19 protein-coding genes and 1 pseudogene are annotated in these 21,843 nt (G+C 66.5%); 14 read left to right on the top strand and 6 right to left on the bottom strand.

The window, feature by feature from the left end; genetic code table 11:
• Positions 1–50 precede the first annotated feature (50 nt).
• Positions 51–545: a cytidine deaminase gene (locus tag LIW09_RS11435; protein ID WP_256645743.1), complete on the top strand. Its 495-nt coding sequence runs from the start codon at positions 51–53 to the stop codon at positions 543–545.
• Here LIW09_RS11435 and LIW09_RS11440 read toward each other — a convergent pair.
• Entirely contained in the window at positions 475–1,806 is a 1,332-nt protein-coding gene (locus LIW09_RS11440) for a thymidine phosphorylase (RefSeq protein ID WP_256645744.1), read from the bottom strand. The two genes, LIW09_RS11435 and LIW09_RS11440, sit on opposite strands and share 71 nt — an antisense overlap.
• A 394-nt stretch (positions 1,807–2,200) precedes the next feature.
• On the opposite strand from LIW09_RS11440, the gene LIW09_RS12715 reads away from it, so the two are divergent.
• From LIW09_RS12715 to LIW09_RS11450, 3 genes are all read left to right on the top strand, one after another.
• The gene (locus LIW09_RS12715; RefSeq protein ID WP_425507887.1) at positions 2,201–2,320 is read left to right on the top strand and encodes a CsbD family protein; all 120 of its coding nucleotides are present in this window, start codon (positions 2,201–2,203) and stop codon (positions 2,318–2,320) included.
• An 84-nt stretch (positions 2,321–2,404) separates the two neighbouring features.
• Positions 2,405–2,569, top strand: coding sequence for a DUF1328 domain-containing protein (locus tag LIW09_RS11445; RefSeq protein WP_256645745.1), 165 nt, complete (start codon positions 2,405–2,407; stop codon positions 2,567–2,569).
• 402 nt (positions 2,570–2,971) lie between these two features.
• A complete protein-coding gene (locus tag LIW09_RS11450; protein ID WP_256645746.1) occupies positions 2,972–5,521 on the top strand; it encodes a cation-translocating P-type ATPase in 2,550 nt (849 codons plus the stop codon).
• A 203-nt stretch (positions 5,522–5,724) separates the two neighbouring features.
• Here the strand turns inward: LIW09_RS11450 and glmS are convergent, their stop codons facing one another.
• On the bottom strand, positions 5,725–7,557 hold the full coding sequence (gene glmS / locus LIW09_RS11455; RefSeq protein WP_256645747.1) for a glutamine--fructose-6-phosphate transaminase (isomerizing): 1,833 nt from the start codon (positions 7,555–7,557) through the stop codon (positions 5,725–5,727).
• A 186-nt stretch (positions 7,558–7,743) separates the two neighbouring features.
• Here glmS and LIW09_RS11460 point away from each other — a divergent pair, with 186 nt between their 5' ends.
• From LIW09_RS11460 to LIW09_RS11485, 6 genes are all read left to right on the top strand, one after another.
• Entirely contained in the window at positions 7,744–9,036 is a 1,293-nt protein-coding gene (locus tag LIW09_RS11460; protein WP_425507888.1) for an efflux RND transporter periplasmic adaptor subunit, read from the top strand.
• A 58-nt stretch (positions 9,037–9,094) separates the two neighbouring features.
• The gene (locus LIW09_RS11465; protein WP_256645748.1) at positions 9,095–9,829 is read left to right on the top strand and encodes an ABC transporter ATP-binding protein; all 735 of its coding nucleotides are present in this window, start codon (positions 9,095–9,097) and stop codon (positions 9,827–9,829) included.
• Positions 9,830–9,839: 10 nt separating this feature from the next.
• Positions 9,840–11,153, top strand: coding sequence for an ABC transporter permease (locus LIW09_RS11470; protein WP_256645749.1), 1,314 nt, complete (start codon positions 9,840–9,842; stop codon positions 11,151–11,153).
• A 55-nt stretch (positions 11,154–11,208) separates the two neighbouring features.
• Positions 11,209–12,441 (top strand): ABC transporter permease, encoded by a 1,233-nt coding sequence (locus LIW09_RS11475; protein WP_256645750.1) that lies wholly within the window; start codon positions 11,209–11,211, stop codon positions 12,439–12,441.
• Positions 12,442–12,513: 72 nt separating this feature from the next.
• Complete coding sequence (locus LIW09_RS11480; RefSeq protein WP_256645751.1) at positions 12,514–13,854, top strand: sigma-54-dependent transcriptional regulator; 1,341 nt, start codon at positions 12,514–12,516, stop codon at positions 13,852–13,854.
• Positions 13,855–13,891: 37 nt separating this feature from the next.
• Positions 13,892–15,166, top strand: coding sequence for a sensor histidine kinase (locus tag LIW09_RS11485; RefSeq protein ID WP_256645752.1), 1,275 nt, complete (start codon positions 13,892–13,894; stop codon positions 15,164–15,166).
• On the opposite strand, the gene LIW09_RS11490 is transcribed toward LIW09_RS11485, so the two are convergent.
• Positions 15,117–15,446, bottom strand: a complete 330-nt coding sequence (locus LIW09_RS11490) for a helix-hairpin-helix domain-containing protein (RefSeq protein ID WP_256645753.1) — start codon at positions 15,444–15,446, stop codon at positions 15,117–15,119. The two genes, LIW09_RS11485 and LIW09_RS11490, sit on opposite strands and share 50 nt — an antisense overlap.
• Positions 15,443–16,822, bottom strand: a complete 1,380-nt coding sequence (gene glmU / locus LIW09_RS11495; RefSeq protein ID WP_256645754.1) for a bifunctional UDP-N-acetylglucosamine diphosphorylase/glucosamine-1-phosphate N-acetyltransferase GlmU — start codon at positions 16,820–16,822, stop codon at positions 15,443–15,445. The genes LIW09_RS11490 and glmU overlap by 4 nt, the downstream gene beginning before the upstream one ends.
• A 143-nt stretch (positions 16,823–16,965) precedes the next feature.
• Between glmU and LIW09_RS11500 the strand changes: the two genes are divergently transcribed.
• Positions 16,966–17,277: a GtrA family protein gene (locus LIW09_RS11500; RefSeq protein WP_256645755.1), complete on the top strand. Its 312-nt coding sequence runs from the start codon at positions 16,966–16,968 to the stop codon at positions 17,275–17,277.
• Here the strand turns inward: LIW09_RS11500 and LIW09_RS11505 are convergent.
• Together LIW09_RS11505 and yihA are read right to left on the bottom strand one after the other, a co-directional pair.
• Entirely contained in the window at positions 17,274–18,638 is a 1,365-nt protein-coding gene (locus LIW09_RS11505) for a glutamate--cysteine ligase (RefSeq protein WP_256645756.1), read from the bottom strand. The two genes, LIW09_RS11500 and LIW09_RS11505, sit on opposite strands and share 4 nt — an antisense overlap.
• Before the next feature lie 101 nt (positions 18,639–18,739).
• Positions 18,740–19,351, bottom strand: coding sequence for a ribosome biogenesis GTP-binding protein YihA/YsxC (gene yihA, locus LIW09_RS11510; RefSeq protein WP_256645757.1), 612 nt, complete (start codon positions 19,349–19,351; stop codon positions 18,740–18,742).
• 119 nt (positions 19,352–19,470) lie between these two features.
• Between yihA and LIW09_RS11515 the strand changes: the two genes are divergently transcribed.
• The 3 genes and pseudogenes from LIW09_RS11515 to LIW09_RS11525 all read left to right on the top strand — a co-directional run.
• Positions 19,471–20,238, top strand: a complete 768-nt coding sequence (locus LIW09_RS11515) for a c-type cytochrome (RefSeq protein ID WP_256645758.1) — start codon at positions 19,471–19,473, stop codon at positions 20,236–20,238.
• 77 nt (positions 20,239–20,315) lie between these two features.
• Positions 20,316–21,005: a thiol:disulfide interchange protein DsbA/DsbL gene (locus tag LIW09_RS11520; protein ID WP_256645759.1), complete on the top strand. Its 690-nt coding sequence runs from the start codon at positions 20,316–20,318 to the stop codon at positions 21,003–21,005.
• Positions 21,006–21,023: 18 nt separating this feature from the next.
• A pseudogene (locus tag LIW09_RS11525) lies at positions 21,024–21,812 on the top strand (thiol:disulfide interchange protein DsbA/DsbL); the annotation flags it as partial.
• Positions 21,813–21,843 lie beyond the last annotated feature (31 nt).

Consider the following 21,843-nt stretch of genomic DNA (forward strand, 5'->3'; position numbering starts at 1 on the left):
AGGCGGAACGCCGCTGCCGGCATATGCGCAAACCACCGAGGCATGCCACTATGCGAAAACCCTTGTCTGGCCAGATGTCGCCGATGCACGAATTGACCACGTTGCGCGCACTCGCCGAGCAAGCGTCGAGGCAGGCCTATGCGCCCTATTCCAAACTGCGCGTGGGCGCTGCGCTGCGCTCTGCCAGCGGCCAGGTGTATGCGGGCTGCAATGTCGAGAACGCCTCGTTCACCATCGGCAACTGCGCCGAGCGCGCGGCAATTGCCGCTGCCGTGCAGGCGGAAGGACAAGGGTTTCGCCTTGCCGCGATCGCGGTTACCGCGTTCACCGCCGACGGAAGCGTGCTGCCGATTTCACCCTGCGGCGCGTGCCGGCAGGCCATGGTCGAATTCGGCCCGCAGGCCGCCGTGACCTTCCGCCAGCCCGATGGCGACTGGATTGACGTGGACGCCGATGCACTGCTGCCGTTCCGCTTCATCCTGCAGCAGCCACAGGCAACCAATGCCACGCCGGCACCGGCGCTGGCGCAGTCTCTCCCAGGGTAAACGCCGCCTGCACCCGCGCCTCTGCGGCGTCGGCGTCTGCTTCGCTGCGCGCATGCACGACGGCAAGCGTCTCGCCGAACGCCAGCCTCTCGCCGCGCCCACGCACCTCGGCCAAGCCCACCGCGTGATCGATCGCCGCGCCCGGCATGCGCCGGCCGCCACCCAGGTCCACCACGCATTCGCCCAGCGCACGCACGTCGATGGCCCGCACGAAGCCGTCGGCGTGCGCCGGCACGCGGCGCTGCACCGGTGCCTGCGGCAAGTACCGCTGCGGGTGCTCCAGCAGGTCGGCCGGGCCGCCCAACCCGGCCACCATGCGCGCGAAGCGCTCCGCAGCGGCGCCACTTTGCAACGCCAGCTGCAGCCGCCGCAACGCATCTTCACGGCAACTGGCGATGCCGCCGATGCAGAGCAAGCCGGCCGACAACTCCAGCGTCAGCGCGCGCAAGCGCGGGCATCCCGGGCGCCCCGACAGCAAATCAAGGACGGCGCGCAGCTCCAGCGCATTGCCCGCTTCACGCCCCAACACCTGCCCCATGTCGGTCAAGGCCACCGACAGGGCCAGGCCGCTGCCGGCAGCAACCGCCTGCATGCGTGATGCCAGCGCTTCGGCATCGGCCAGCGCAGGCGTCTGCGCCCCACTGCCGGTCTTGATGTCCAGCACCAGCGCCTGCGCGCCGCCTGCCAGCTTCTTCGACAGAATCGAGGCCACGATGAGCTCGGGCACGTCGACGGTGGCGGTGACGTCGCGCACCGCATACAGGCGGCGGTCGGCCGGCACCAGGTCGGCGCTCTGGCCGACGATGGCGCAGCCGACCTCGCGCACCACCCGCGCCAGCCGCGCGGGGTCGGGATTCACGTCGTAGCCGGGCAGGCTTTCCAGCTTGTCCAGCGTGCCACCGGTATGCCCCAGCCCGCGACCGGAAATCATCGGCACGTAGCCGCCGCAGGCCGCCACCAGCGGCGCCAGCGCCAGGCTCACGCAGTCGCCCACGCCGCCGGTGGAATGCTTGTCCAGCACCGGGCCCGGCAGGTCGCGCCAGTGCATGCGGCGACCGGAATCGCGCAGCGCGAAGGTGAAGTCGCGGCACTCGGCCGCATCCAGCCCGCGCCACGCCACCGCCATCGCGAAAGCACCGATCTGGCCCTCACTCCACGCCTCGCCGGCAATCCCCTCGGCAAGCGCATGCCATTGCGTCGCATCCAGACGCCCCCCTTCGCGCTTGGCGCGGATCAGGCTCGCGGCAGGCCAGGACGTCATGCGCAACCGGCCCATGCAAACGGCGCGCAACGTGGATGACGCGGCGGCAGGGACAACGGGAAATTCAACATGAGGCAGCCTGTGTCGCACGGGTTGGCAAACGGCAGCCTAGGCGCGCCCGCCGCGACATGCCTTGATCCAGCGCAAGCCCTGCGCGGCCGGCCGCGGCCGTTGCCTGGCAAGCGCAACCGCGGCGCGCGGCCGTGACACTACTGCGCGCCGAACCCGCGTTCGCGCCCCACACCACCGCCGCGTTGCGGCGATTGACGCCGATTTTCCCGTACAAGGTGGCCACGTGATTCGCGCGTGCAAGCAAGGACGCTACCTCGCTCCGCCTTCACATCGGAAGTGCCTAACTGGGCGTGTGCATTCCGGTCACGCAAGGAGAACCACCATGAACAACGATCGCATCAAGGGCCAGTGGAGGCAGATTGCCGGCAAGATCCAGGAACGCTATGGCATGGCCAAGGACGACGCCGAAAAACAGGTCGCCGATTTCATCGAATCGCTCTGACGCACGAATCGCTACAACGCTCCATTTCGTCGGCAGTGGCATGACAAGGCTCATCCGCACCGGCAGCCAACCAAGGAGATCGACATGTTGCACTACGCCATCGTGTTTTTCGTGGTCGCACTGATCGCCGGCTTTCTGGGATTTTTCGCCATCGCCGGCACGGCCGCATGGATCGCCAAGATCCTGTTCATCGTTTTCCTGATCCTGTTCGTGGTCTCGCTGGTCACCGGCCGGCGTCCGCGCGTTTGATGGGAGGCGGGGTGTTCGCAGCCATGGCGCGTGTTGTAGCGCCATGGCTGCACGCGCCGTTATGCGCTGAAGGGGCAGTCACCTTGGGCGGAAATCCAGGCAGCCTGTCCGATCGCAGCCATGCTGAATGCAACGCCTCGCTGGCACTGGATGCCATGATCCCGCGAACCTCGTCGCCATTTCTGACGGACTGTTCGTTATCCTGGAAGCGGCGCTGGATGTCAGCCGGCAATCGCGGGGGCCTTCGATATCGGCGGCGGTGATCTGGTGAATGCCTGGGGCTTTGGCACCGGCAAATGCAGGCCAACGAACACAGAGTCACAGCGCTGAAAGTCCAGGCATCCCGGCCCGCAGGTCGTGATCCCGACGACGCAAACATAGAGTGCCGGAGAAAAGCAGTCGATGAATGCAACGCGCCCACCCTCGATCCGGGATCTTCAAGGCCTCAGCGGCGAGGAGGCCGCACGCCGGCTCGCCGTGAACGGACCCAATATGCTGCCCGGAACCAGCCCCAAGACGTTCATCGGCATTGTCCTCGGGATTCTGGTCGAGCCGATGTTCCTCATGCTGCTTGTCGCTGGCGGGCTCTATCTGGCCTTGGGCGACAAAGCCGAAGCGATCTTCCTGTTGAGTTTCGTATTCGTGGTGATTGGCATCACCGTGACCCAGGAGCGCAAGACCCAGCGGGCAATTGAATCATTGCGGGATTTGTCGGCGCCACGCGCACTGGTCATGCGTGAAGGCCAGGAATTGCGCATCCCGGGCCGGGATGTCGTCCTCGGCGATCTGCTCATCCTGCATGAAGGGGACCGTATTTCTGCGGATGCGACCCTGATCGATGGCCAGCTTGACGCCAACGAATCGCTGCTGACCGGCGAGGCGGTGCCGGTGGCGAAGTTGCCCGGAGGCGAACGCAACCTGTTGTTCGCGAGCACCCTGGTCACGCGCGGCGTGGGGCTCGCCGAAGTGACCGCGACGGCGGCTGCGACAGCGGTCGGGCAGATTGGCGAGGCATTGGCGGGAGCCGAAGAGCCGCGTTCCGGCCTGCAGCTCGCCTCGCGCCGCCTGGTGCGCAACCTGACCGTGGGCGGACTGATCCTTGCCGCGCTCTATTTCCTCATCAACTGGCTGTGGAATGCGCAAGGGCTGCTGGAAAGCCTGCTTGCCGGCATCGCGCTGACCATGGCCATCCTGCCCGAGGAGATCCCGGTCATCCTCACTGTCTTCCTCGCGCTCGGGGCGTGGCGGATCTCGCAACGCAAGGTACTGACCCGGCGCGTGCCGTCAGTCGAGGCGCTTGGTGCAATTTCAGTGCTGGCGGTGGACAAAACCGGCACGCTCACCGAGAACCGCATGCAGGTGGCCGAGTTGCAGCTGCAAAGCATGCATTTTGTCCACGCGGGAGCGGAGGAACTCATCGAGCCGTTCCACGAGTTGGTGGAATTCGCCATGCTCGCAACGCCCGCCGATCCCTTTGATCCGATGGAGAAAGCGATCCAGCAATTCGGCCTGCACTGGCTGAATGGCACCGAGCATGTGCATGCGGCGTGGTCGCCCGGTTTCGAGTATGGGCTGTCGCCGGATATCCTCGCGATGACGCGCGTTTTCCCGATCGGCATGACCACGCAGCACATGCTGGCGACCAAGGGCGCGCCAGAGGCGGTTGTGGATCTTTGCCATCTGGATGCCGCCGACGCGAAGAGGGTATTGGCCCAGGCGGAAGCAATGGCCGCGCGCGGCCTTCGAGTGCTGGGCGTTGCGCGTGGACGCTGGCAAGGCGAGTCACCGCCTCACAGTCAGCATGATTTCGATTTCCAATTCCTCGGCCTGCTCGGCTTTGTCGATCCGCCACGGCCCGAGGTGCCGGCGGCGATCGCCGAGTGCCGTGCGGCTGGCATTCGCATCATCATGCTGACCGGCGACCATCCGGCCACCGCCATGGCGATCGCCCGTGAAGTCGGCCTCAGTGAACGAGCGGACGTCATCACCGGTGCCGAGATCGATACGCTCGAAGATCCGGCCTTGCGTGCGCGCTTGCGCCATGTCGACGTGTGCGCGCGGCTGAAGCCAGTGCAGAAACTGCGTCTGGTCCGTCTGCTGCGCGAGGATGGCGAAGTCGTTGCCATGACCGGCGACGGCGTCAATGATGCGCCGGCGCTGAAAGCTGCCGATGTCGGCATCGCCATGGGCAAGCGCGGCACCGACGTCGCCCGCGAATCGGCGGCCCTGGTCTTGCTGGATGACAGTTTTGCCAGCATCGTCGCGGCGATCCGGCAAGGGCGACGCATCTACGACAACATCACCAAGGCGACTCGCTTCGTGTTTGCCGTGCATATGCCGATCATTGCGCTGACGCTGGTGCCTTCGCTGCTGCACTGGCCGGTGATGCTGATGCCGGTGCACATCGTCCTGCTGGAACTGCTGATCGATCCGTCGTGCTCGATCGTGTTCGAGGCCGAGCCGGAAGCCGATGACATCATGCAGCGGCCGCCGCGTGCATTGGCGGACTCGCCGTTCGCCGCCGGTAATATTGCCGCAGCCGCCGTGCAGGGTATCGGCGCAGCCGGCATCCTGCTTGCTGGCTATGGCAGCATGCTTGCCCTGGGCATCGATGTGGCGCATAGCCGCACGGCAGTCTTCATCGCGCTCATCCTTGGCTTGTTCGCTCTGATCCTCGCCAATCGCCATCCGGATCATCCCCTGATGGCGCACAGCGGAATGCGCAACCGTTGGCTGAGGCTGATGTTCCTCGGCATCGTGCTGCTGCTGACATTGGCGGTTGGCGTGCCTTATCTGCGCGACGTCATGGGTCTTTCAGTACCGACCGCGGTCACTCTGGCCGGTTCGGCAATCCTGCTCGCGCTGACCTTCATGTGGCTGGAAGGATTGCGCCTGGCGCTGCGCTTGCTTGGTCGCCACGCCGCAACGGCTCCTGCAAGACCGATCCCATGATCGTCCGTACTCGCCGCAAAGGGTTCGCTGGCAGCATCCCGCGATGTCGATGGATGCCATGCCAGCGCAGCCCTGGTCTTTATCAAACGGGCGTCATGCGTAAGTTCGTCTGCGGAACAGTGGCAGCAACAATTGTCGCGCAGCAATAACGGGAATCTTCTTCGTGCTTCCGCGAAGGCTTCGTGGCAGGTCAGACCGGAACCTCACTCCACGGTCACCGACTTGGCAAGGTTGCGCGGCTTGTCCACGTCGGTGCCGCGCGCCAAGGCGGTGTGATAGGCCAGCAGTTGCACGGGAATGGCGTGGACGATCGGCGACAACAAGCCCACATGGCGCGGGGTGCGGATCACGTGGACGCCCTCGGATTCGCTGAAGCTGCTGTCGGCGTCGGTGAACACGAACATCTCGCCGCCGCGTGCGCGCACTTCCTGGATGTTGGATTTCACCTTTTCCAGCAGGCTGTCGTTCGGGGCAATCACCACCACCGGCATCTGCGTGTCCACCAGCGCCAGCGGGCCGTGCTTGAGCTCGCCGGCCGGGTAGCCTTCGGCGTGGATATAGGAGATTTCCTTGAGCTTGAGCGCACCCTCCAGCGCGATCGGATAGTGCGTGCCGCGGCCGAGGAACAGCGCGTGCTGGCGCGGCGCGAATTTTTCCGCCCACGACGCCACCTGCGGCTCCAGGTTGAGCGCGTGCTGCACGCTGCCGGGCAGGTGGCGCAGCGCATCGAGGAAGCCGGCTTCCTGCGCTCCATCAACGCGCCCGCGCAGTTTGCCCAACGTGCACGCCAGCACGAACAGGGCCACCAGCTGGGTAGTGAATGCCTTGGTGGAGGCCACGCCGATCTCGGCGCCGGCACGGGTCAGGAACAGCATCCGGCTGGCGCGCGGAATGGCGCTTTCCGGCACGTTGCAGATCGACAGCGTCCTGCCCTGGCCCTGGGCTTTTGCGTACTTCAGCGCCTCCATCGTGTCCAGCGTTTCACCGGACTGGGAAATGGTGACGATGAGCTGGCGCGGATTCGCCACCACCTTGCGGTAACGGTATTCGCTGGCGATATCCACCGCACAGGGAATACCGCTGATGTCCTCGATCCAGTAGCGCGCGGTCAGCCCCGCGTAAAAGCTGGTGCCGCAGGCGAGGATCTGCACGGAATCGACATCCGCCAGCAACTGCGCCGCATCCTTTCCGAACAGCGCCGGCCCGAAGCCCCCGGCGTCCAGGATGCCTTCGATGGTGTCGCCGATCGCGCGCGGCTGCTCGTGGATTTCCTTCTGCATGAAGTGCCGGTACGGGCCCAGCTCCAGCGACGCCAGCGACACGTCGGAGACGTGCACGTCGCGCTGCACCGGCGCATCATCGGCATCGAACACGCGCACGCCGGCGCAGGTCAGCTCGGCGGTGTCGCCCTCCTCCAGGAAGATCACCCGCCGGGTTGCAGACACGATGGCGGACACATCGGACGCCACGAAATTCTCGCCCTCGCCCAGCCCCACCAGCAGCGGGCAACCCATGCGCGCCGCCACCAGCGTTGACGGGTCGCGCCGGTCGATCACCGCCAGCGCATAGGCGCCATGCAGCTCTTTCACTGCGCTCTGCAGCGCGCCCAGCAGGCTTTTGCCCTGGCTGCGGTGATGGTGGATCAGGTGCGCCACCACCTCGGTATCAGTCTGCGAGGTGAACGCGTAGCCCAGCGCGCGCAGGCGTTCGCGCTGCATCTCGTGGTTCTCGATGATGCCGTTGTGCACCAGCGCCAGATCGCCGTGGCTGATATGCGGATGGGCGTTGGTTTCGGTCACGCCGCCGTGGGTCGCCCAGCGGGTATGGCCGATGCCGAGGGTGGCGTCGAACCCTTCCGCCAGCGCCGCCGACGCCATCTCCGCCACGCGCCCGGTCCGGCGCACGCGGCGCACCGCATCGGCCACCACCACCGCGATCCCCGCCGAGTCGTAGCCCCGGTATTCAAGCCGCTTGAGGCCTTCGACCAGCAGCGGAACCACGTCACGGCTGGCGATGGCACCGACGATTCCACACATGCTGGCACTGCTCCATTCGGGAAGCGGAAAGTGTAGTCGCTGCCGCTGCGGGAATGTCCACGCGGACGACCGAAGCACCCGGACGGACAGCCGACTGAGTGATTATTCCTTCAATCTCATGCACTTACCGATTGGCACACGGATTGCTTTTCTTGTGGCATGGACAGCCCGCAGACCAGCAAACGCATGGATACATCCCGCCGCATCCGCGACACCTCCGGCCAGGACCAGGCCATGGCCGCCGCACCCGGCCCGCTCCGTCGCCGGCGCATGGCCTTGGCTGCCGGTGGCGGCATCGCGCTGCTGGCGCTGATCGGCTGGGTGGCGTCGGGCTGGTTGTCGGGCGCCCGCTCCTTCGATTCCACGCGCGTCCGCATCGCCGAGGTGAAGCGCGGCGACCTGGTGCGCGACCTCAGCGCCGACGGCCGGATCATCGCCGCCAACAGCCCCACCCTGTACGCCATCGCGGCCGGCACCGTGTCCCTCCAAGTCGTCGCTGGCGACAAGGTTCGCAAGGATCAGATCCTGGCGGTGATCGACAGCCCCGAGTTGCGCAGCAAGCTGGTCCAGGAAGAATCCACGTTGGCCGGCCTGCAAGCCGAGGCCAGCCGCAGCCGCCTGGATGCGCAGATCACCCGCGCCAATGCACGGCGCGCGCTGGATCAGGCCAGCGTGGATCGCACCGCGGCCATGCGCGACCTGGAGCGCTACCAGCGCGCCTTCGCGGGCGGCGCGGTACCGCAGAACGACCTGGCCCGCGCGCAGGATCTGATGAAGAAGGCCGACATCGGCCTGGCGGCGGCGCGTCAGGACTTCCAGCTGCAAAGCGCCGGTGCCGGGCTGGATGCGCGCAACAAGCAGTTGCAGGCCCAGCGCCAACAGGCCGTGGTGGATGAAGCACGTCGCCAGGTGGACGCGCTGACCATTCGTGCGCCGTTCGATGGCCAGGTCGGCCAGATTCAGGTTCCGCAAGGCACCAGCGTGATCGCCAATGGCGCGGTGTTGAGCGTGGTCGACTTGGCCAGGTTCGAGATCGAAATCAAGGTGCCGGAGAGCTTCGCGCGCGATCTTGGCATTGGCATGCCGGCGCAGATCAACGCCAACAACGCGCAGTTCGCCGGCGAGATCGCCGCGGTGTCCCCCGAGGTGGTGAACGGCGAGGTGACCGCCCGCGTGCGGTTTGCCGCCGGCAAGCAGCCGCCCGGCCTGCGCCAGAACCAGCGGCTCAGCGTGCGCATCGTGATGGACACGCGGCGCAACGTGCTGATGGTCGAGCGCGGCCCGTTCCTGGAACAGGACGGCGGCCGTTTCGCCTATGTCGTCGACGGCGGCAGTGCCGTGCGCCGGCCCATCCAGGCAGGTGCGTCCAGCCTGTCTGCGGTGGAAATCGTCTCGGGCCTGACTGCCGGCGACCGCATCGTGGTCTCGGGCACCGACCAGTTCGACAACGCGGACCGCGTCCGCATTTCCGGGAACTGAGCATCCACACATTCCCGAATCCGCTGATCCCGCCCTCCCCCTCCAAGGAATCCACGCCATGCTGGACATGCGCCAAGTCACCAAGGTCTATCGCACCGATCTGGTCGAAACGCACGCGCTGCGCTCGCTCGACCTTCGCGTCGCCGACGGCGAGTTCGTCGCCGTCACCGGCCCGTCGGGCTCGGGCAAGACCACCTTCCTCAACATCGCCGGCCTGCTGGAAGAGTTCACCGGCGGCGACTACATGCTCGACGGCGTCAACGTGAAGGGCCTGGACGACAACGCACGCAGCAAGCTGCGCAACGAGAAGCTCGGCTTCATCTTCCAGGGCTTCAACCTGATTCCAGACCTCAACCTGTTCGACAACTGCGATGTGCCGCTGCGCTATCGCGGCATGCCGGCCGGCGAGCGCAAGCTGCGCATCGAGGACGCGCTTGGCATGGTCGGGCTTGGCTCGCGCATGAAGCACTTCCCGGCCGAGCTCTCCGGCGGCCAGCAGCAGCGCGCGGCGATCGCCCGTGCGCTGGCGGGCAGCCCGCGCCTGCTGCTGGCGGACGAGCCCACCGGCAATCTGGATTCGCAGATGGCGCGCAGCGTGCTGGAGCTGCTGGAAGACATCAACCAGCAAGGCACCACCATCGTGATGGTGACCCACGACCCGGAGCTGGCCGCGCGCGCGCAACGCAACGTGCACATCGTCGATGGCATGGCCACCGACCTGTCCGTGCAGTCCAGCCTCGCCCGTGTCGCCGAAGCAGCGCGCCACGACGATGCAACCATCAGCGCCTCCTGAGGGCTCCGCCATGTTCGGCTATTACCTCAAGCTCGCCCTGCGCAGCTTCAAGCGCAACAAGGCACTGACCGCACTGATGGTGCTGGCGATCGCGCTGGGCATCGGTGCCAGCATGACCACGCTGACCGTGTTCCACATCCTGTCCGGCGACCCGCTGCCGGAACGCAGCGCGACCCTGTTCTATCCGCAGATGGCACCGGAGAGCATGGATGGCTATGCCGCTGGCGACGAGCCGAACAGCCAGCTCACGCGTTTCGATGCCGAAGCCCTGCTGCGCGAGAAGCGCGGTGATCGGCAGGCGATGATGACCGGTGGCGGCGTGGCGATCGAGCCGCAACGCGCGGGCTTGTCGCCGATGCAAATCGATGCCCGCTACACCAGCGCCGACATGTTCCCGATGTTCGCGATGCCGTTCCTGTACGGCAATGGCTGGAGCGCCACCGACGACGCAGGCCATGCGCGCGTGGTGGTCATCACCAAGGCGCTCAACGAGACGCTCTTTGGCGGGACGAACAGCGTCGGCAAGACGCTCCGCATCGACAAGAACGAGTTCCGCGTCAGCGGGGTGCTCGATACATGGCGGCCAACGCCGAAGTTCTACGACATGAATGGCAATAGCGGGTTTGGCGAAAGTGATCAGGCGTTCCTGCCATTCACGACCTCGCGCGACCTGAAGATGGGCCGCAACGGCAACATGAATTGCTGGGGGGATTCCGGCAGCGACCCGGAGGGCGAAACCGGCGTCAATGCACCCTGCACCTGGATCCAGTATTGGGTGCAGCTGGACACGCCCGCAAAGGCCGCCGCGTACAAGCAGTACCTCATCAACTATTCGAACCAGCAACGCGCAGCCGGGCGCTTCGAGCGGCCGACCAACGTGCGCCTGCGCGGGTTGATGGAATGGCTGGATTTCAACAAGGTTGTGCCGGGCGATGTGCGCCTGCAGGTCTGGCTGGCGTTCGGCTTCCTGCTGGTCTGCCTGCTCAACACCGTGGGCTTGTTGCTGGCCAAGTTCCTGCGCCGCAGTGGCGAGCTTGGCGTGCGCCGCGCACTGGGGGCATCGCGCAAGACCATCTTCATGCAATGCATGGTCGAAGCCGGCGCAGTGGGCCTGGCCGGTGGCATCGTCGGGCTGATGCTGGCGTGGCTTGGGCTCTGGGCCGTGCGCCAGCAGCCGACCGACTATGCCGATCTCGCGCACCTCGATTCCAGCATGCTGTTGACCACCTTTGCCCTGGCCATCATCGCCAGCCTGCTCGCCGGCCTGCTGCCGGCCTGGAGCGCGATGCAGGTGTCGCCGGCGATGCAGCTGAAGTCGCAATAGCCGCTTTTCTCCTCCCCTTTCGCACAGCGAAGGGGGAGCACAACGGAGCACCGCCATGAACATCCGCCCTATCCTGTCCACGCTGCTGCGCCACAAGATGGCCGCTGCGCTGATCGTGCTGGAGATCGCGCTGAGCTGCGCGATCGTCTGCAATGCGCTGTTCCTGATCGACAACCGCCTTGATCGACTCAAGCAAGTCAGTGGCATCGCCGAAAGCGAGATCGTGCGCATCCAGATCACCGGAATCGGCACCGACGACAACGCCGAGGCGTTGACCCGCAGCGACCTCGCGATCCTGCAAGGCTTGCCGGGGGTGAAATCCGCCGCCGTGACCAATCAGGTGCCATTCCACCCCAGCTCGTGGAACACCTCGGTCAACATGAGCAAGGACCAGAAGCAGCCCACCTTGAATGCCACCGTCTACATGACCGGCGACAGCTTCATGGACACCATGGGCCTCAAACTGGTTTCGGGCCGTCGTTTCAACAGCGATGAATTCATCGCGTGGTCCGCGCTTGATGCGCCGGGCAGCAAGGTCCAGATCCCGGCGGTGATCATCACCCGCAGCATGGCCGACAAGCTGTTCCCCGGTGGGAATGCGGTCGGCAAGACGTTCTACAGCTGGGGCGATGATCCGATCCGGGTCGTCGGCGTGGTTGACCACCTGGTGCGGCCAAGCGAACAGGGTGGCCCCGCCGCGCATGAGCATTCGATGATGTTTCCAATCAGGGTGCCCTACAACCTGGGTGGCAACTACCTGCTGCGCACCGAACCCGGCCGTCGCGCCGAGGTCATGAAGGCTGCCATCGATGCGCTGCGCAAGAACGGCCCGAACCGCATCGTGCTGGAAGACAACACGATGACCATGGAGGCATTGCGCGACAAGTACTATCAGCAGGATCGGGCGATGGCCTGGCTGCTGACCACGGTGATCGTCGCCCTGCTGGTGGTGACCGCGCTCGGCATCGTCGGCCTGGCCAGTTTCTGGGTGCAGCAGCGCACCAAGCAGATCGGAATTCGCCGTGCGCTGGGCGCGACGCGGGTACAGATCCTGCGCTATTTCCAGACCGAAAATTTCCTGTTGGCAAGCATTGGCATCACGCTGGGCATGTTGCTGGCCTATGCGATCAATCAAGTGTTGATGGGCAAGTACGAATTGCCGCGACTACCGCTGTTCTACCTCCCGATCGGCGCCGTCACGCTGTGGCTGCTGGGACAGTTCGCGGTGTATTGGCCGGCACGCCGTGCCGCGGCCGTGTCGCCGGCGATCGCCACCCGCAGCGCATGAGGCCACTGAGGGACACGCCCGCCGGCGTGCATCGGCGGGCTTAAGCTATCGAACCACGCCTGGACGCCCCGCATGCCCGCCATCCTCGTCATCGACGATAACCCCGCCGTCGCCACCGCGCTGGAGCTGCTGCTCTCCCTGCATGACATCGACGTGGTGCACGCGGCATCGCCGGCCGACGGCTTGCTGCGGCTGCGCAACGAGGACATCGGCCTGGTCATCCAGGACATGAATTTCGAAACCGACACCACCTCGGGCGAGGAAGGCGTGGCGCTGTTCCACCAGCTGCGCGCGGAGCATCCCGACCTCCCGGTGATCCTGCTCACCGCGTGGACGCATCTGGAATCCGCCATCGACCTGGTCAAGGCCGGCGCGGTGGATTACCTGGCCAAGCCCTGGGACGACCGCAAGCTGCTGGCCACGGTCAACAACCTGCTGGAGCTTGCGCAGGCACAACGCGACCTGGCGCAGGAACGCAGCAGCGAACGACAGCGGCGCGAGGCGCTGCTGGGCGGGCATGATCTGCGCGGCGTGGTGTTTGCCGACGACGCCAGCGAAACGATGCTGGCGCTTGCCTGCCAGGTTGCACGCGCGGACATTCCGGTGCTCATCACTGGCCCGAACGGCACCGGCAAGGAAAAGTACGCCGAAATCGTGCATGCCAATTCCAGCGTCCGCAGCGGCCCGTTCATCGCCCTGAATTGCGGCGCACTGCCGGCGGACTTGATCGAAGCCGAGCTGTTCGGCGCCGACGCGGGTGCCTACACCGGCGCCAACAAACCGCGCGAAGGCAAGTTCGAAGCGGCCGATGGCGGCACCTTGTTCCTCGACGAGGTCGGCACCTTGCCACTGGCTGGGCAGGTGAAGCTGCTGCGCGTGCTGGAAACCGGCCGCTTCGAGCGGCTGGGCAGCAATCGCGAACGCAGCGTCAAGGTGCGCATCGTCAGCGCCACCAATGCGGATCTGCCGGCACTGATTGCCGCGGGCAGGTTCCGCGAAGACCTGTTCTACCGCCTCAACGGGATCGAACTGCGGCTGCCGCCGCTGAGCGCCCGCCCGCGCGACATCCTGCCGTTGGCGCGGCATTTCCTGCCCGCTGGAAAGCGCCTCGGGGAGGAGGCCGAACGCACACTGCAGCGCTATCCATGGCCGGGCAACGTGCGCGAGTTGCGCAACGTGATGCAGCGCGCTGCGCTGCTGGCGCGTGACGAGGTCGTGTCGGTCGCAGATCTCGGCCTGCCGGCGATCTCCGCTGCTGCACGCCCTGCCGGCACCGACGAGCCCGATCGCGCCGCCATCGAGGCCGCACTGGATCGCTGCGGCGGCGTGTTGTCACAGGCGGCGGCCGAGCTGGGCCTGTCTCGGCAGGCACTGTACCGTCGGCTGGACCGGCTTGGCATTGCGCGCGACTGACATGCTTCGATTTCGCAGGCTTTCCGTCGCCGCGCGCATGGCCGCAATCGCTTGCGCCGGCATCGCGCTGGCGTCGTTGAGCGCGCTGCAGCTGGCGCGCTGGCTGCCGCCGTGGGCCGCCACGCTGCTCGCCACGCTTGCCGTTGGCGCATGCACGGCCATCGCGACCTGGCGGGCACTGGCGCCGATGCACGCCCTGTTCCGCGCGCTGGCCGGCACCGTGGCCAGCTATCGCGATGGTGATTACAGCTTCGGCATTGCCTGGGATGGCGGCGGCGATCTCGGCCACCTGGTCGCCACGCACAACGCACTCGGCGCCGCCCTGCGCGGGCAGCGGCTGGCGCTGGTGCAGCGCGAACTGCTGCTCGACACCATGGTGCAGAACACACCGGTCGCCATGGTGCTGGTGGATCCTTCCGGGCGCGTGGTGCTGGGCAACCTGGCCGCGCGCCGGATGCTGGGCGATGGCAAGCGCATGGAAGGACGCACCTTCGACGGCGTGCTGGCCGGCGCCGACCCTGCGGTGCAGGACGCTTTTGTGCGCGGCGGCGATGGCATGTTCACCGTCGGCCACGAGGACGACGAGGATATCTACCACCTGTCACGGCGCAGTTTCCGGCTCAACGGCCGCAGCCACGAACTCATCCTGTTGCGCCAGCTCACCGCCGAACTGCGCCGCCAGGAAGTGCAGACGTGGAAAAAAGTGATCCGCGTCATCAGCCACGAATTGAACAACTCCCTGGCGCCGATTGCGTCACTGGCGCATTCCGGCGGCGAACTGCTGCGCCGTGGCCAGCTCGAGCGGCTGCCAACGGCGCTGGCGACCATCGAGGAGCGCGCGCGCCACCTGGAGAGCTTCATCCGCGACTATGCACGGTTTGCCAAGCTGCCTTCGCCGCGCGTCGAACCGGTGGAATGGCAGCGCTTCGCTGCCCAGTTGCGCACCCAGGTCGAGTTCGCCTTCGACCTGCAGCCTGTCGATGGCATCGGCCGTTTCGATGCCGCGCAAGTGGAACAGGCGCTGATCAATTTGCTGAAAAACGCGCATGAGTCCGGGACGCCGCACGACCAGGTGAAACTGGCGGTGCGCAAGTTGCCGGACAGTTGGCGCATCGACGTGCTCGATCGCGGCAGCGGAATGAACACCGCGGTACTGGCCAATGCGCTGCTGCCGTTCTATTCCACCAAGCGCAATGGCACCGGGTTGGGGCTGGCGCTGGCGCGCGAAATCGCCGAAGCGCACGGCGGGCGCATCGCCCTGCTCAACCGCGACGGCGGGGGCCTGTGCGTGTCGATGGTGCTGCCGGCGTAGCGCAGCGCGTTTTTCGCTGCGCGGTGAAGTCCCACCACGGCCGCGCGTCTTCGCCGCGCATGAATGCGGTGATCGACAGGAACACATCGATCACGCAGGGGTCGTGCCGCACGCCGGTCTTGCGGCACAGCGCTTCGTACATCGAAAGCGCATCTGCGGCCAGCAGTTGCTGCGGGCGTTCGATGCCGATCAGGCGCAGGTCACCGGCAATCGAGGGGCCGACATTGGGCAGGTCGGTCAGCGCATGGAGTGCATCACGGCGCACGCGCGCGGGATTCACGGCGCCTTCTTCTGCGGCCGTTTCCAGGCCTCGACCACCGCCTGATGCGCGCGCGCCACGCTCAGCTTGCCTGCCGGCGCGTGCCTGGTGATGGTGGAACCTGCGGCAATGGTCGCGTCCTTGCCAATCGTCACCGGTGCCACCAGCGCCGAATTGGAGCCGATGAACGCGCCATCTTCAATGGTGGTGGTGGACTTGTTCACGCCATCGTAGTTGCAGGTGATGGTGCCCGCGCCGACATTGACGCCCGCGCCGATCACCGCATCGCCCAGGTAGGCCAGGTGATTGGCTTTGCTGCCACGGCCCAGCGTTGTTTTCTTGGTCTCGACGAAGTTGCCGACATGCACGCCGTCCGCCAGCACGGTCCCGGGACGCAGCCGCGCATAGGGGCCGATGTGCGCCGCGCCTTCGGTGCGGGCGCCGTCGATGTCGCAATGTGCGGCAACCAGTGTTCCGGCGGCCAGCGAGGCATCCCTGAGCCGGCAAAACGGGCCGATGCGCACGCCGTCAGCCAGCGTCACTTCTCCCTCCAGCACCACATCGACGTCGATCTCCACGTCACGCCCAACGCGCACGCTGCCGCGAATGTCCAGGCGCGCCGGATCCGCCACCCGCGCGCCCTGCGCGCACAGCGCCTTCACCTGCCGAAGCTGGAACGCGCGCTCCAGCTGCGCCAGCTGCCACGGGTCGTTGGCGCCTTCGGTTTCCAGCGGGTCGGCGACGATCACGATTTCCGCGGCGGAGTACTCGTCCGCGGCGGCGGCGAACACGTCGGTGAGGTAATACTCACCCTGCGCATTGTCGTTGCGCAGGCCGTCCAGCCACTGCTTCAGCGCGTTGCCATCGGCGGCGATCACGCCGGTATTGATCAGGCCGATCCGGCGCTGCCCGTCGTCGGCATCCTTGTGCTCCACGATCGCCGCCACGTGCCCTTCCGCATCGCGCACGATCCGCCCGTAGCCCGCCGGGTCAGCCGGTTCCGCCGCCAGCACCGCCAGCCGGCGCGGCGAAGCCAGCAACCGCTGCAGGGTGGTTGCAGTGATCAGCGGCACATCGCCGTACAGCACCAGCACGCGCGCACCGTCCGGCACGCCCGGCATCGCCTGCTGCACCGCATGGCCGGTGCCAAGCTGTTGCGCCTGCTCGGCCCAGAGCAGGTCGGGCTGGCCCGCGAATGCCGCACGCACCTGCCCGCCGCCGTGGCCGTACACGATGTGGATGGCCTCGGGCGACAGCGCCCGTGCGGCGTTGACCACGTGCGCCAACATCGGCTGGCCCGCGATCTTCTGCAGCACCTTGGGCAGCGTGGACCTCATTCGCTTGCCTTCGCCTGCGGCAAGGATGATGACGTGCAGGGCGGCGGGCGATGCGGGCATGGGCGGGTCTCCGGGATCAGGGGAGATTCTAGCCGTCGCGCAGCCGGCCCGGCTTGCCGGACAATGATCCAATGACTCTGCGACGACATCTTGGCGGCTAGGCCGTCGCCGGCCTGCTGCAATGGGGGCTGGAATACGCCGTGATGCTGGCGCTCAGCCAGTGGCTGCTGCCGGTGGCGCCAGCCAATGTCGTGGGGCGCATTTGCGGGGCGATGCCGGGATTCTGGCTCAACGGCAGGTGGACGTTCGCAAGCCCAGGCACCCGACTGGGCCGCCGCGCGCTGCTGCGCTTCGGCTGCGCATGGCTGGCCTTGACCGCATTGAACACCGCCATCGTCGGCCTGCTTGGCCAGCACGCCGGCCTGCGCGCCGCGCAGCTTTTCAAGCCCGCCGCCGACTTGCTGTCGGGCGGCGTGGGCTTCCTGCTGTCACGCCACTGGATCTACCGGCGCTAGTACGCGAACTCGCAGAACAGCGGATCCACGCTGCCGTGCCACTCGCCGTTGAACAGCTCCAGCTTGCGCTCGGCCGGGGTCTTGCCGGATTCGGCGATCTCGATCAGCGGATCCAGGAACCGCGATTCGTCCACCCCCTGGCTGTTGCGCACGGCACGACGCTGCAATCCGGCCACCGCGATCTTCACCGCCTCGCGGGCCAGGTCGCGTGCCGTGCCGTTGCGGAATGGCAGCTTCAGCGCCTGCCTGGGCACGCCATCGCGCAGGGCGTGGCGCTCGGCCATCGAGAAATCCTTGACCAGATCCCACGCCGCGTCCAGCGCCGCATCGTCGTACAGCAAGCCCACCCAAAATGCCGACAGCGCGCACAGCCGGCTCCAGGGGCCGCCATCGGCGCCGCGCATTTCCAGGAATTTCTTCAACCGCACTTCGGGAAACGCGGTGGTCATGTGGTCGTTCCAGTCGCGCAGGGTCGGCAGCGCGCCGGGCAGCACATCGAGTTTGCCGCGCAGGAAGTCGCGGAACGACTTGCCGCTGGCATCGTGATAAATGCCATCGCGATAGGAAAAATACATCGGCACGTCGAGCAGGTAATCGACGTAACGCTCATAGCCGAAGCCGTCCTCGAACACGAAGTCCAGCATCCCGGTGCGGCCGGCGTCGGTGTCGGTCCAGATGTGCGAGCGGTAGCTCAGATAGCCGTTGGGCTTGCCTTCGGTGAATGGCGAATCGGCGAACAGCGCGGTGGCAATCGGCTGCAGCGCCAGCGACACGCGGAACTTCTTCACCATGTCCGCTTCGCTGGCGTAGTCCAGGTTGACCTGCACCGTGCAGGTGCGGGTCATCATGTCGAGGCCAAGCGTGCCGACCTTGGGCATGTACTCGCGCATGATCCTGTAGCGACCCTTCGGCATCCATGGCATGTCCTCGCGCCGCCACTTGGGCTGGAAACCCATGCCGAGAAAGCCCAACCCCAGCTCGTCGGCCACTTCGCGCACTTCGCGCAGGTGGTCGCCCACTTCCTTGCAGGTCTGGTGGATGTTTTCCAGCGGCGCGCCGGACAGTTCCAGCTGGCCGGCAGGCTCCAGCGTCACCGACGCCGCATCCCGCAGCAGCGCGATGGTGCGGCCGCCCTCCTGCACCGGCTGCCAGCCAAAGCGCGTCAATCCGGTCAGCAATGCCTCGATGCCGCGCTCGCCATCGAACTCGGGCGGACGCAGATCAGCCAGGCGGAAACCGAATTTCTCGTGCTCGGTGCCGATGCGCCAATCACTGCGGGGTTTTTCCCCCGAGGCCAGCACCTGCGCCAATTGACGATGGTCGGTAATCGGCAGGTCACTGGCAGTGCTGGGTCCGGACATCGGCGTCGTCTATCGGAAGGCCAAGCAGGATAGCCCCCATTGCCCACTCATCGCAGCACTGCGGCTGCACGTTCAGCGTTCTGCGCATGCGCGCAATGTGGTTACCACTCCAGCCAACGGGCCACCACCGAACGCAATTCATCCACGCCCTGCTTGGACTCGCCGGAAAACAGCTGAACGCTCACGCTGTCGGCAAACGCCCGCGAAAGCTCCATCCGCACTGCCTGCAGGGTGTTGCCGGCCGCACCCCGGCCCAATTTGTCGGCCTTGGTCAGCAACACGTGGGCCGGCAGGCCGCGACGCATGGCATAGCCCAGCATTTGCCGGTCGTAGTCCTTGAGCGGATGCCGGATATCCATCACCACCACCAGCCCGCGCAAGGCGAAGCGGCTGCCGAAATAGGTGTCGAGGAACGCCTGCCAGTGTGCCTGCAGGTCTTGCGGCACCTTGGCATAGCCATAGCCGGGCAAGTCCACCAGATAGCGGTCTTCGCGCGGCGGTATGCCAAAGAACACCAGTTGCTGGGTTCGTCCCGGGGTCTTGGACACCCGCGCCAGCGCATTTTGCTGGCACAGCGCGTTGAGCGCCGAGGATTTGCCGGCATTGGAACGACCGGCGAAGGCCACCTCGAAGCCGCCATCGGGCGGCAATTGGCGGAGCGTATGGGCGGCCAGCAGGTACTGGGCGCGGGCAAAAGGATTGGGCACGGCCATCTGCATAGCATCGCATGTCCGGGCCACTTCGCCGCGATGGTTTGACCGGCTTGGGCGCGCCGACCATAATTTGCCGGTTCCGGGGTGATTGCCGCCCTTTCAACCCTGTGGAGTCCTGCATGCGCCCTGTACACGCCTTTGCCGGTATTGCCTGCCTTGCTCTTGCCGCGGCGGCCTACGCCCAGAGCACCGCAGTTGCCGTGCCCGACAACGCCCCGGTGCAGGTCGCGCCATTGCAGGAAAAGCCCGCCAGCTGGGGTGACGCCCAAGCAGGACAAAGCAAAGCCGGCGTCTGCGCCGCCTGCCACGGCCTGGACGGCAACGCGATGCAGCAAAATGCACCGCGCATCGCCGGCATGCCCGAGCGTTACATCGCCGAGCAACTGCACCTGTTCAAGAGCGGCCAGCGCACCAACGGCCTGGCGGCGATCATGGCGCCGTTTGCCGGCATGCTGAGCGCGCAGGACATGCGCGACGTCGGCGCCTGGTTCTCCAAGCAGGCCGCCGGCGCCGGCGTGGCCGATGACACCCTCATCGCCACTGGCCCGAACAAGGACATGAAGTTCTATCAGGTCGGCGAAACGCTGTTCCGCAACGGCGACGCCAGCCGCGGCATTCCGGCCTGCATGGCCTGCCATGGCCCGTCCGGTGCGGGCAATCCCGGCCCGGCGTATCCGGCGCTGCACGGCCAGGATTCTGTCTATGTGGCGCGCCGCCTGGAGGAATACCGCGCCGGCGCCACCACCTACACCAGCCCGGCGCATTTCAAGCTGATGGCGACCGTCTCCAAGTCGCTGAGTGACGAAGAAATCAAATCGCTGGCCAGCTATGTGCAGGGGCTGCATACCCGCGAACCCGGCACCACCAAGGAAAGCATCGCCCGCTGACCGGCGCTGCTTCACCATGCGTTCGCCCTGGGCCGCGCATGCTTGCCCGGGCACCCTGACCGCTGGAACCCGACCCGATGCGCGCACTGTTGTTGTCGATGGCCCTGCTGCTGACCGCGGCACTTTTCCCGGCACACGCCCAGGCCGCCCTGCCTGGCCTGACCGAAGGTGTCCAGTACCGCGCAATCGACGGGGGCCAGCCTTACCAAGCGCTGCCTCCCGGCATGGTTGAAGTGGCCGAGGTGTTCGCCTACACCTGCCCGCACTGCGCGCACTTCGCCCCCACCCTGGACGCGTGGGCGAAGCAGCTTCCCCCGCACGCCAAACTGGTGCTGGTGCCGGGCGTGTTCGGCCGTGATGATGACTGGGCCCGCGCCTTCTTCGCCGCACAGGCCAGCAAATCTCTGGCGGTGCTGCATCCGCGCCTGTTCGCCGCCATCCACGAGACCGGCGAACTGCCGCGCAACGCCGATCGCGCGCAGATCACGGCCTTTGCCGGCAAAATCCCCGGGGTCAACGCCGCCTCCTTCAAGGCCGCGATGCAGAACGACGCCGCGCTGCTTCCAAAGCTGAAGTACGCCTATGAATTTTCCGCGCGCAGCCAAGTCGAGGGCACGCCTTCGCTGATTGTCGCCGGGCGCTACCTGATTCTCGGCAACAGCTACGAAAACCTGCTGGCCAACGCCCGCGCCGTGGTCAACGCGCTGGCCCCGAAAAAAACAGCGCCGGCCAAGGCTGCCGCCAAACCGGCCGCTCCCCGCTCCTGATCGCATGATGGAATCCCCATGACCCGCTCACGCATCGCCCTGCTCCTGCTCGCCCTGTTGTCCCTGGCCGCCTGCAAGAACGAAGCCCCGGCGGCGGTCACGGCCGCCGACGCCTCCGCCGCACAAGCGGCGTCGGCGCCGCAAGCCAGCGCCGAAGATCCCCAGCGCGCGGCGTTGGGCGAAGCCAACGCGAAAGCCTCCCTGGAAGCGGCCGCCAAGGCGCCGGCACCGGTGGACGGCGTGGACTATGTGACGATCCCGAATGGCCAGCCGTTCGACACCGCGCCCGGCAAGGTCGAGGTGGTGGAGTTCTTCGGCTACGTCTGCCCGGTCTGCGCTGCCGTCCAGCCAACGGTGGCCGCGATGGAAGCCAAATTCCCGCCGGACGTGCATTTCGTGCCCGTGCCGGCCGCGTTCGGGTCGATGTGGGACAACTACGCCAAGGCCTATTACGCCGCCGATGCGATGGGGCTGGTCGGCAAGACCCATGACGCCATGTTCCGCGCCATCCACATCGACCAGACCCTGAAGGGCGAGCGCGGCATGGACAGCCCCGAGGACATCGCCGCGTTCTACCGCAGCTACGGCGTGGACCCGAACCAGTTCCTCAGCAGCATGCAGAGCTTCGCCGTGGCCACCAAGGTCAACCGCGCCCGGCAGTACATGACCGACGCCTTCGCCAATGGCGACCAGATGGGCACGCCCGCGTTCCTGGTCAACGGCAAGTACCGCGTCAAGGGCAAGTCGTTCGACGACATGTTCCGCATTCTCAACCAGCTGATTGCATCCGAGCGCGCCAAGCTCGCCGGCGCGGCACCCGCGGCACCCGCGGCACCCG

Origin of the sequence: Thermomonas paludicola (assembly GCF_024498955.1) — a bacterium.
Classification (GTDB): Bacteria; Pseudomonadota; Gammaproteobacteria; order Xanthomonadales; family Xanthomonadaceae; genus Thermomonas; species Thermomonas paludicola.

Bases quoted from the DNA above. Each gene is read 5' to 3' on its own strand.
- LIW09_RS11435 (WP_256645743.1), top strand. From the start codon at position 51: ATGCGAAAACCCTTGTCTGGCCAGATGTCGCCGATGCACGAATTGACC.
- LIW09_RS11440 (WP_256645744.1), bottom strand. From the start codon at position 1,806: ATGACGTCCTGGCCTGCCGCGAGCCTGATCCGCGCCAAGCGCGAAGGG.
- LIW09_RS12715 (WP_425507887.1), top strand. From the start codon at position 2,201: ATGAACAACGATCGCATCAAGGGCCAGTGGAGGCAGATTGCCGGCAAG.
- LIW09_RS11445 (WP_256645745.1), top strand. From the start codon at position 2,405: ATGTTGCACTACGCCATCGTGTTTTTCGTGGTCGCACTGATCGCCGGC.
- LIW09_RS11450 (WP_256645746.1), top strand. From the start codon at position 2,972: ATGAATGCAACGCGCCCACCCTCGATCCGGGATCTTCAAGGCCTCAGC.
- glmS (WP_256645747.1), bottom strand. From the start codon at position 7,557: ATGTGTGGAATCGTCGGTGCCATCGCCAGCCGTGACGTGGTTCCGCTG.
- LIW09_RS11460 (WP_425507888.1), top strand. From the start codon at position 7,744: ATGGATACATCCCGCCGCATCCGCGACACCTCCGGCCAGGACCAGGCC.
- LIW09_RS11465 (WP_256645748.1), top strand. From the start codon at position 9,095: ATGCTGGACATGCGCCAAGTCACCAAGGTCTATCGCACCGATCTGGTC.
- LIW09_RS11470 (WP_256645749.1), top strand. From the start codon at position 9,840: ATGTTCGGCTATTACCTCAAGCTCGCCCTGCGCAGCTTCAAGCGCAAC.
- LIW09_RS11475 (WP_256645750.1), top strand. From the start codon at position 11,209: ATGAACATCCGCCCTATCCTGTCCACGCTGCTGCGCCACAAGATGGCC.
- LIW09_RS11480 (WP_256645751.1), top strand. From the start codon at position 12,514: ATGCCCGCCATCCTCGTCATCGACGATAACCCCGCCGTCGCCACCGCG.
- LIW09_RS11485 (WP_256645752.1), top strand. From the start codon at position 13,892: ATGGCCGCAATCGCTTGCGCCGGCATCGCGCTGGCGTCGTTGAGCGCG.
- glmU (WP_256645754.1), bottom strand. From the start codon at position 16,822: ATGCCCGCATCGCCCGCCGCCCTGCACGTCATCATCCTTGCCGCAGGC.
- LIW09_RS11500 (WP_256645755.1), top strand. From the start codon at position 16,966: ATGCTGGCGCTCAGCCAGTGGCTGCTGCCGGTGGCGCCAGCCAATGTC.
- LIW09_RS11505 (WP_256645756.1), bottom strand. From the start codon at position 18,638: ATGTCCGGACCCAGCACTGCCAGTGACCTGCCGATTACCGACCATCGT.
- yihA (WP_256645757.1), bottom strand. From the start codon at position 19,351: ATGGCCGTGCCCAATCCTTTTGCCCGCGCCCAGTACCTGCTGGCCGCC.
- LIW09_RS11515 (WP_256645758.1), top strand. From the start codon at position 19,471: ATGCGCCCTGTACACGCCTTTGCCGGTATTGCCTGCCTTGCTCTTGCC.
- LIW09_RS11520 (WP_256645759.1), top strand. From the start codon at position 20,316: ATGCGCGCACTGTTGTTGTCGATGGCCCTGCTGCTGACCGCGGCACTT.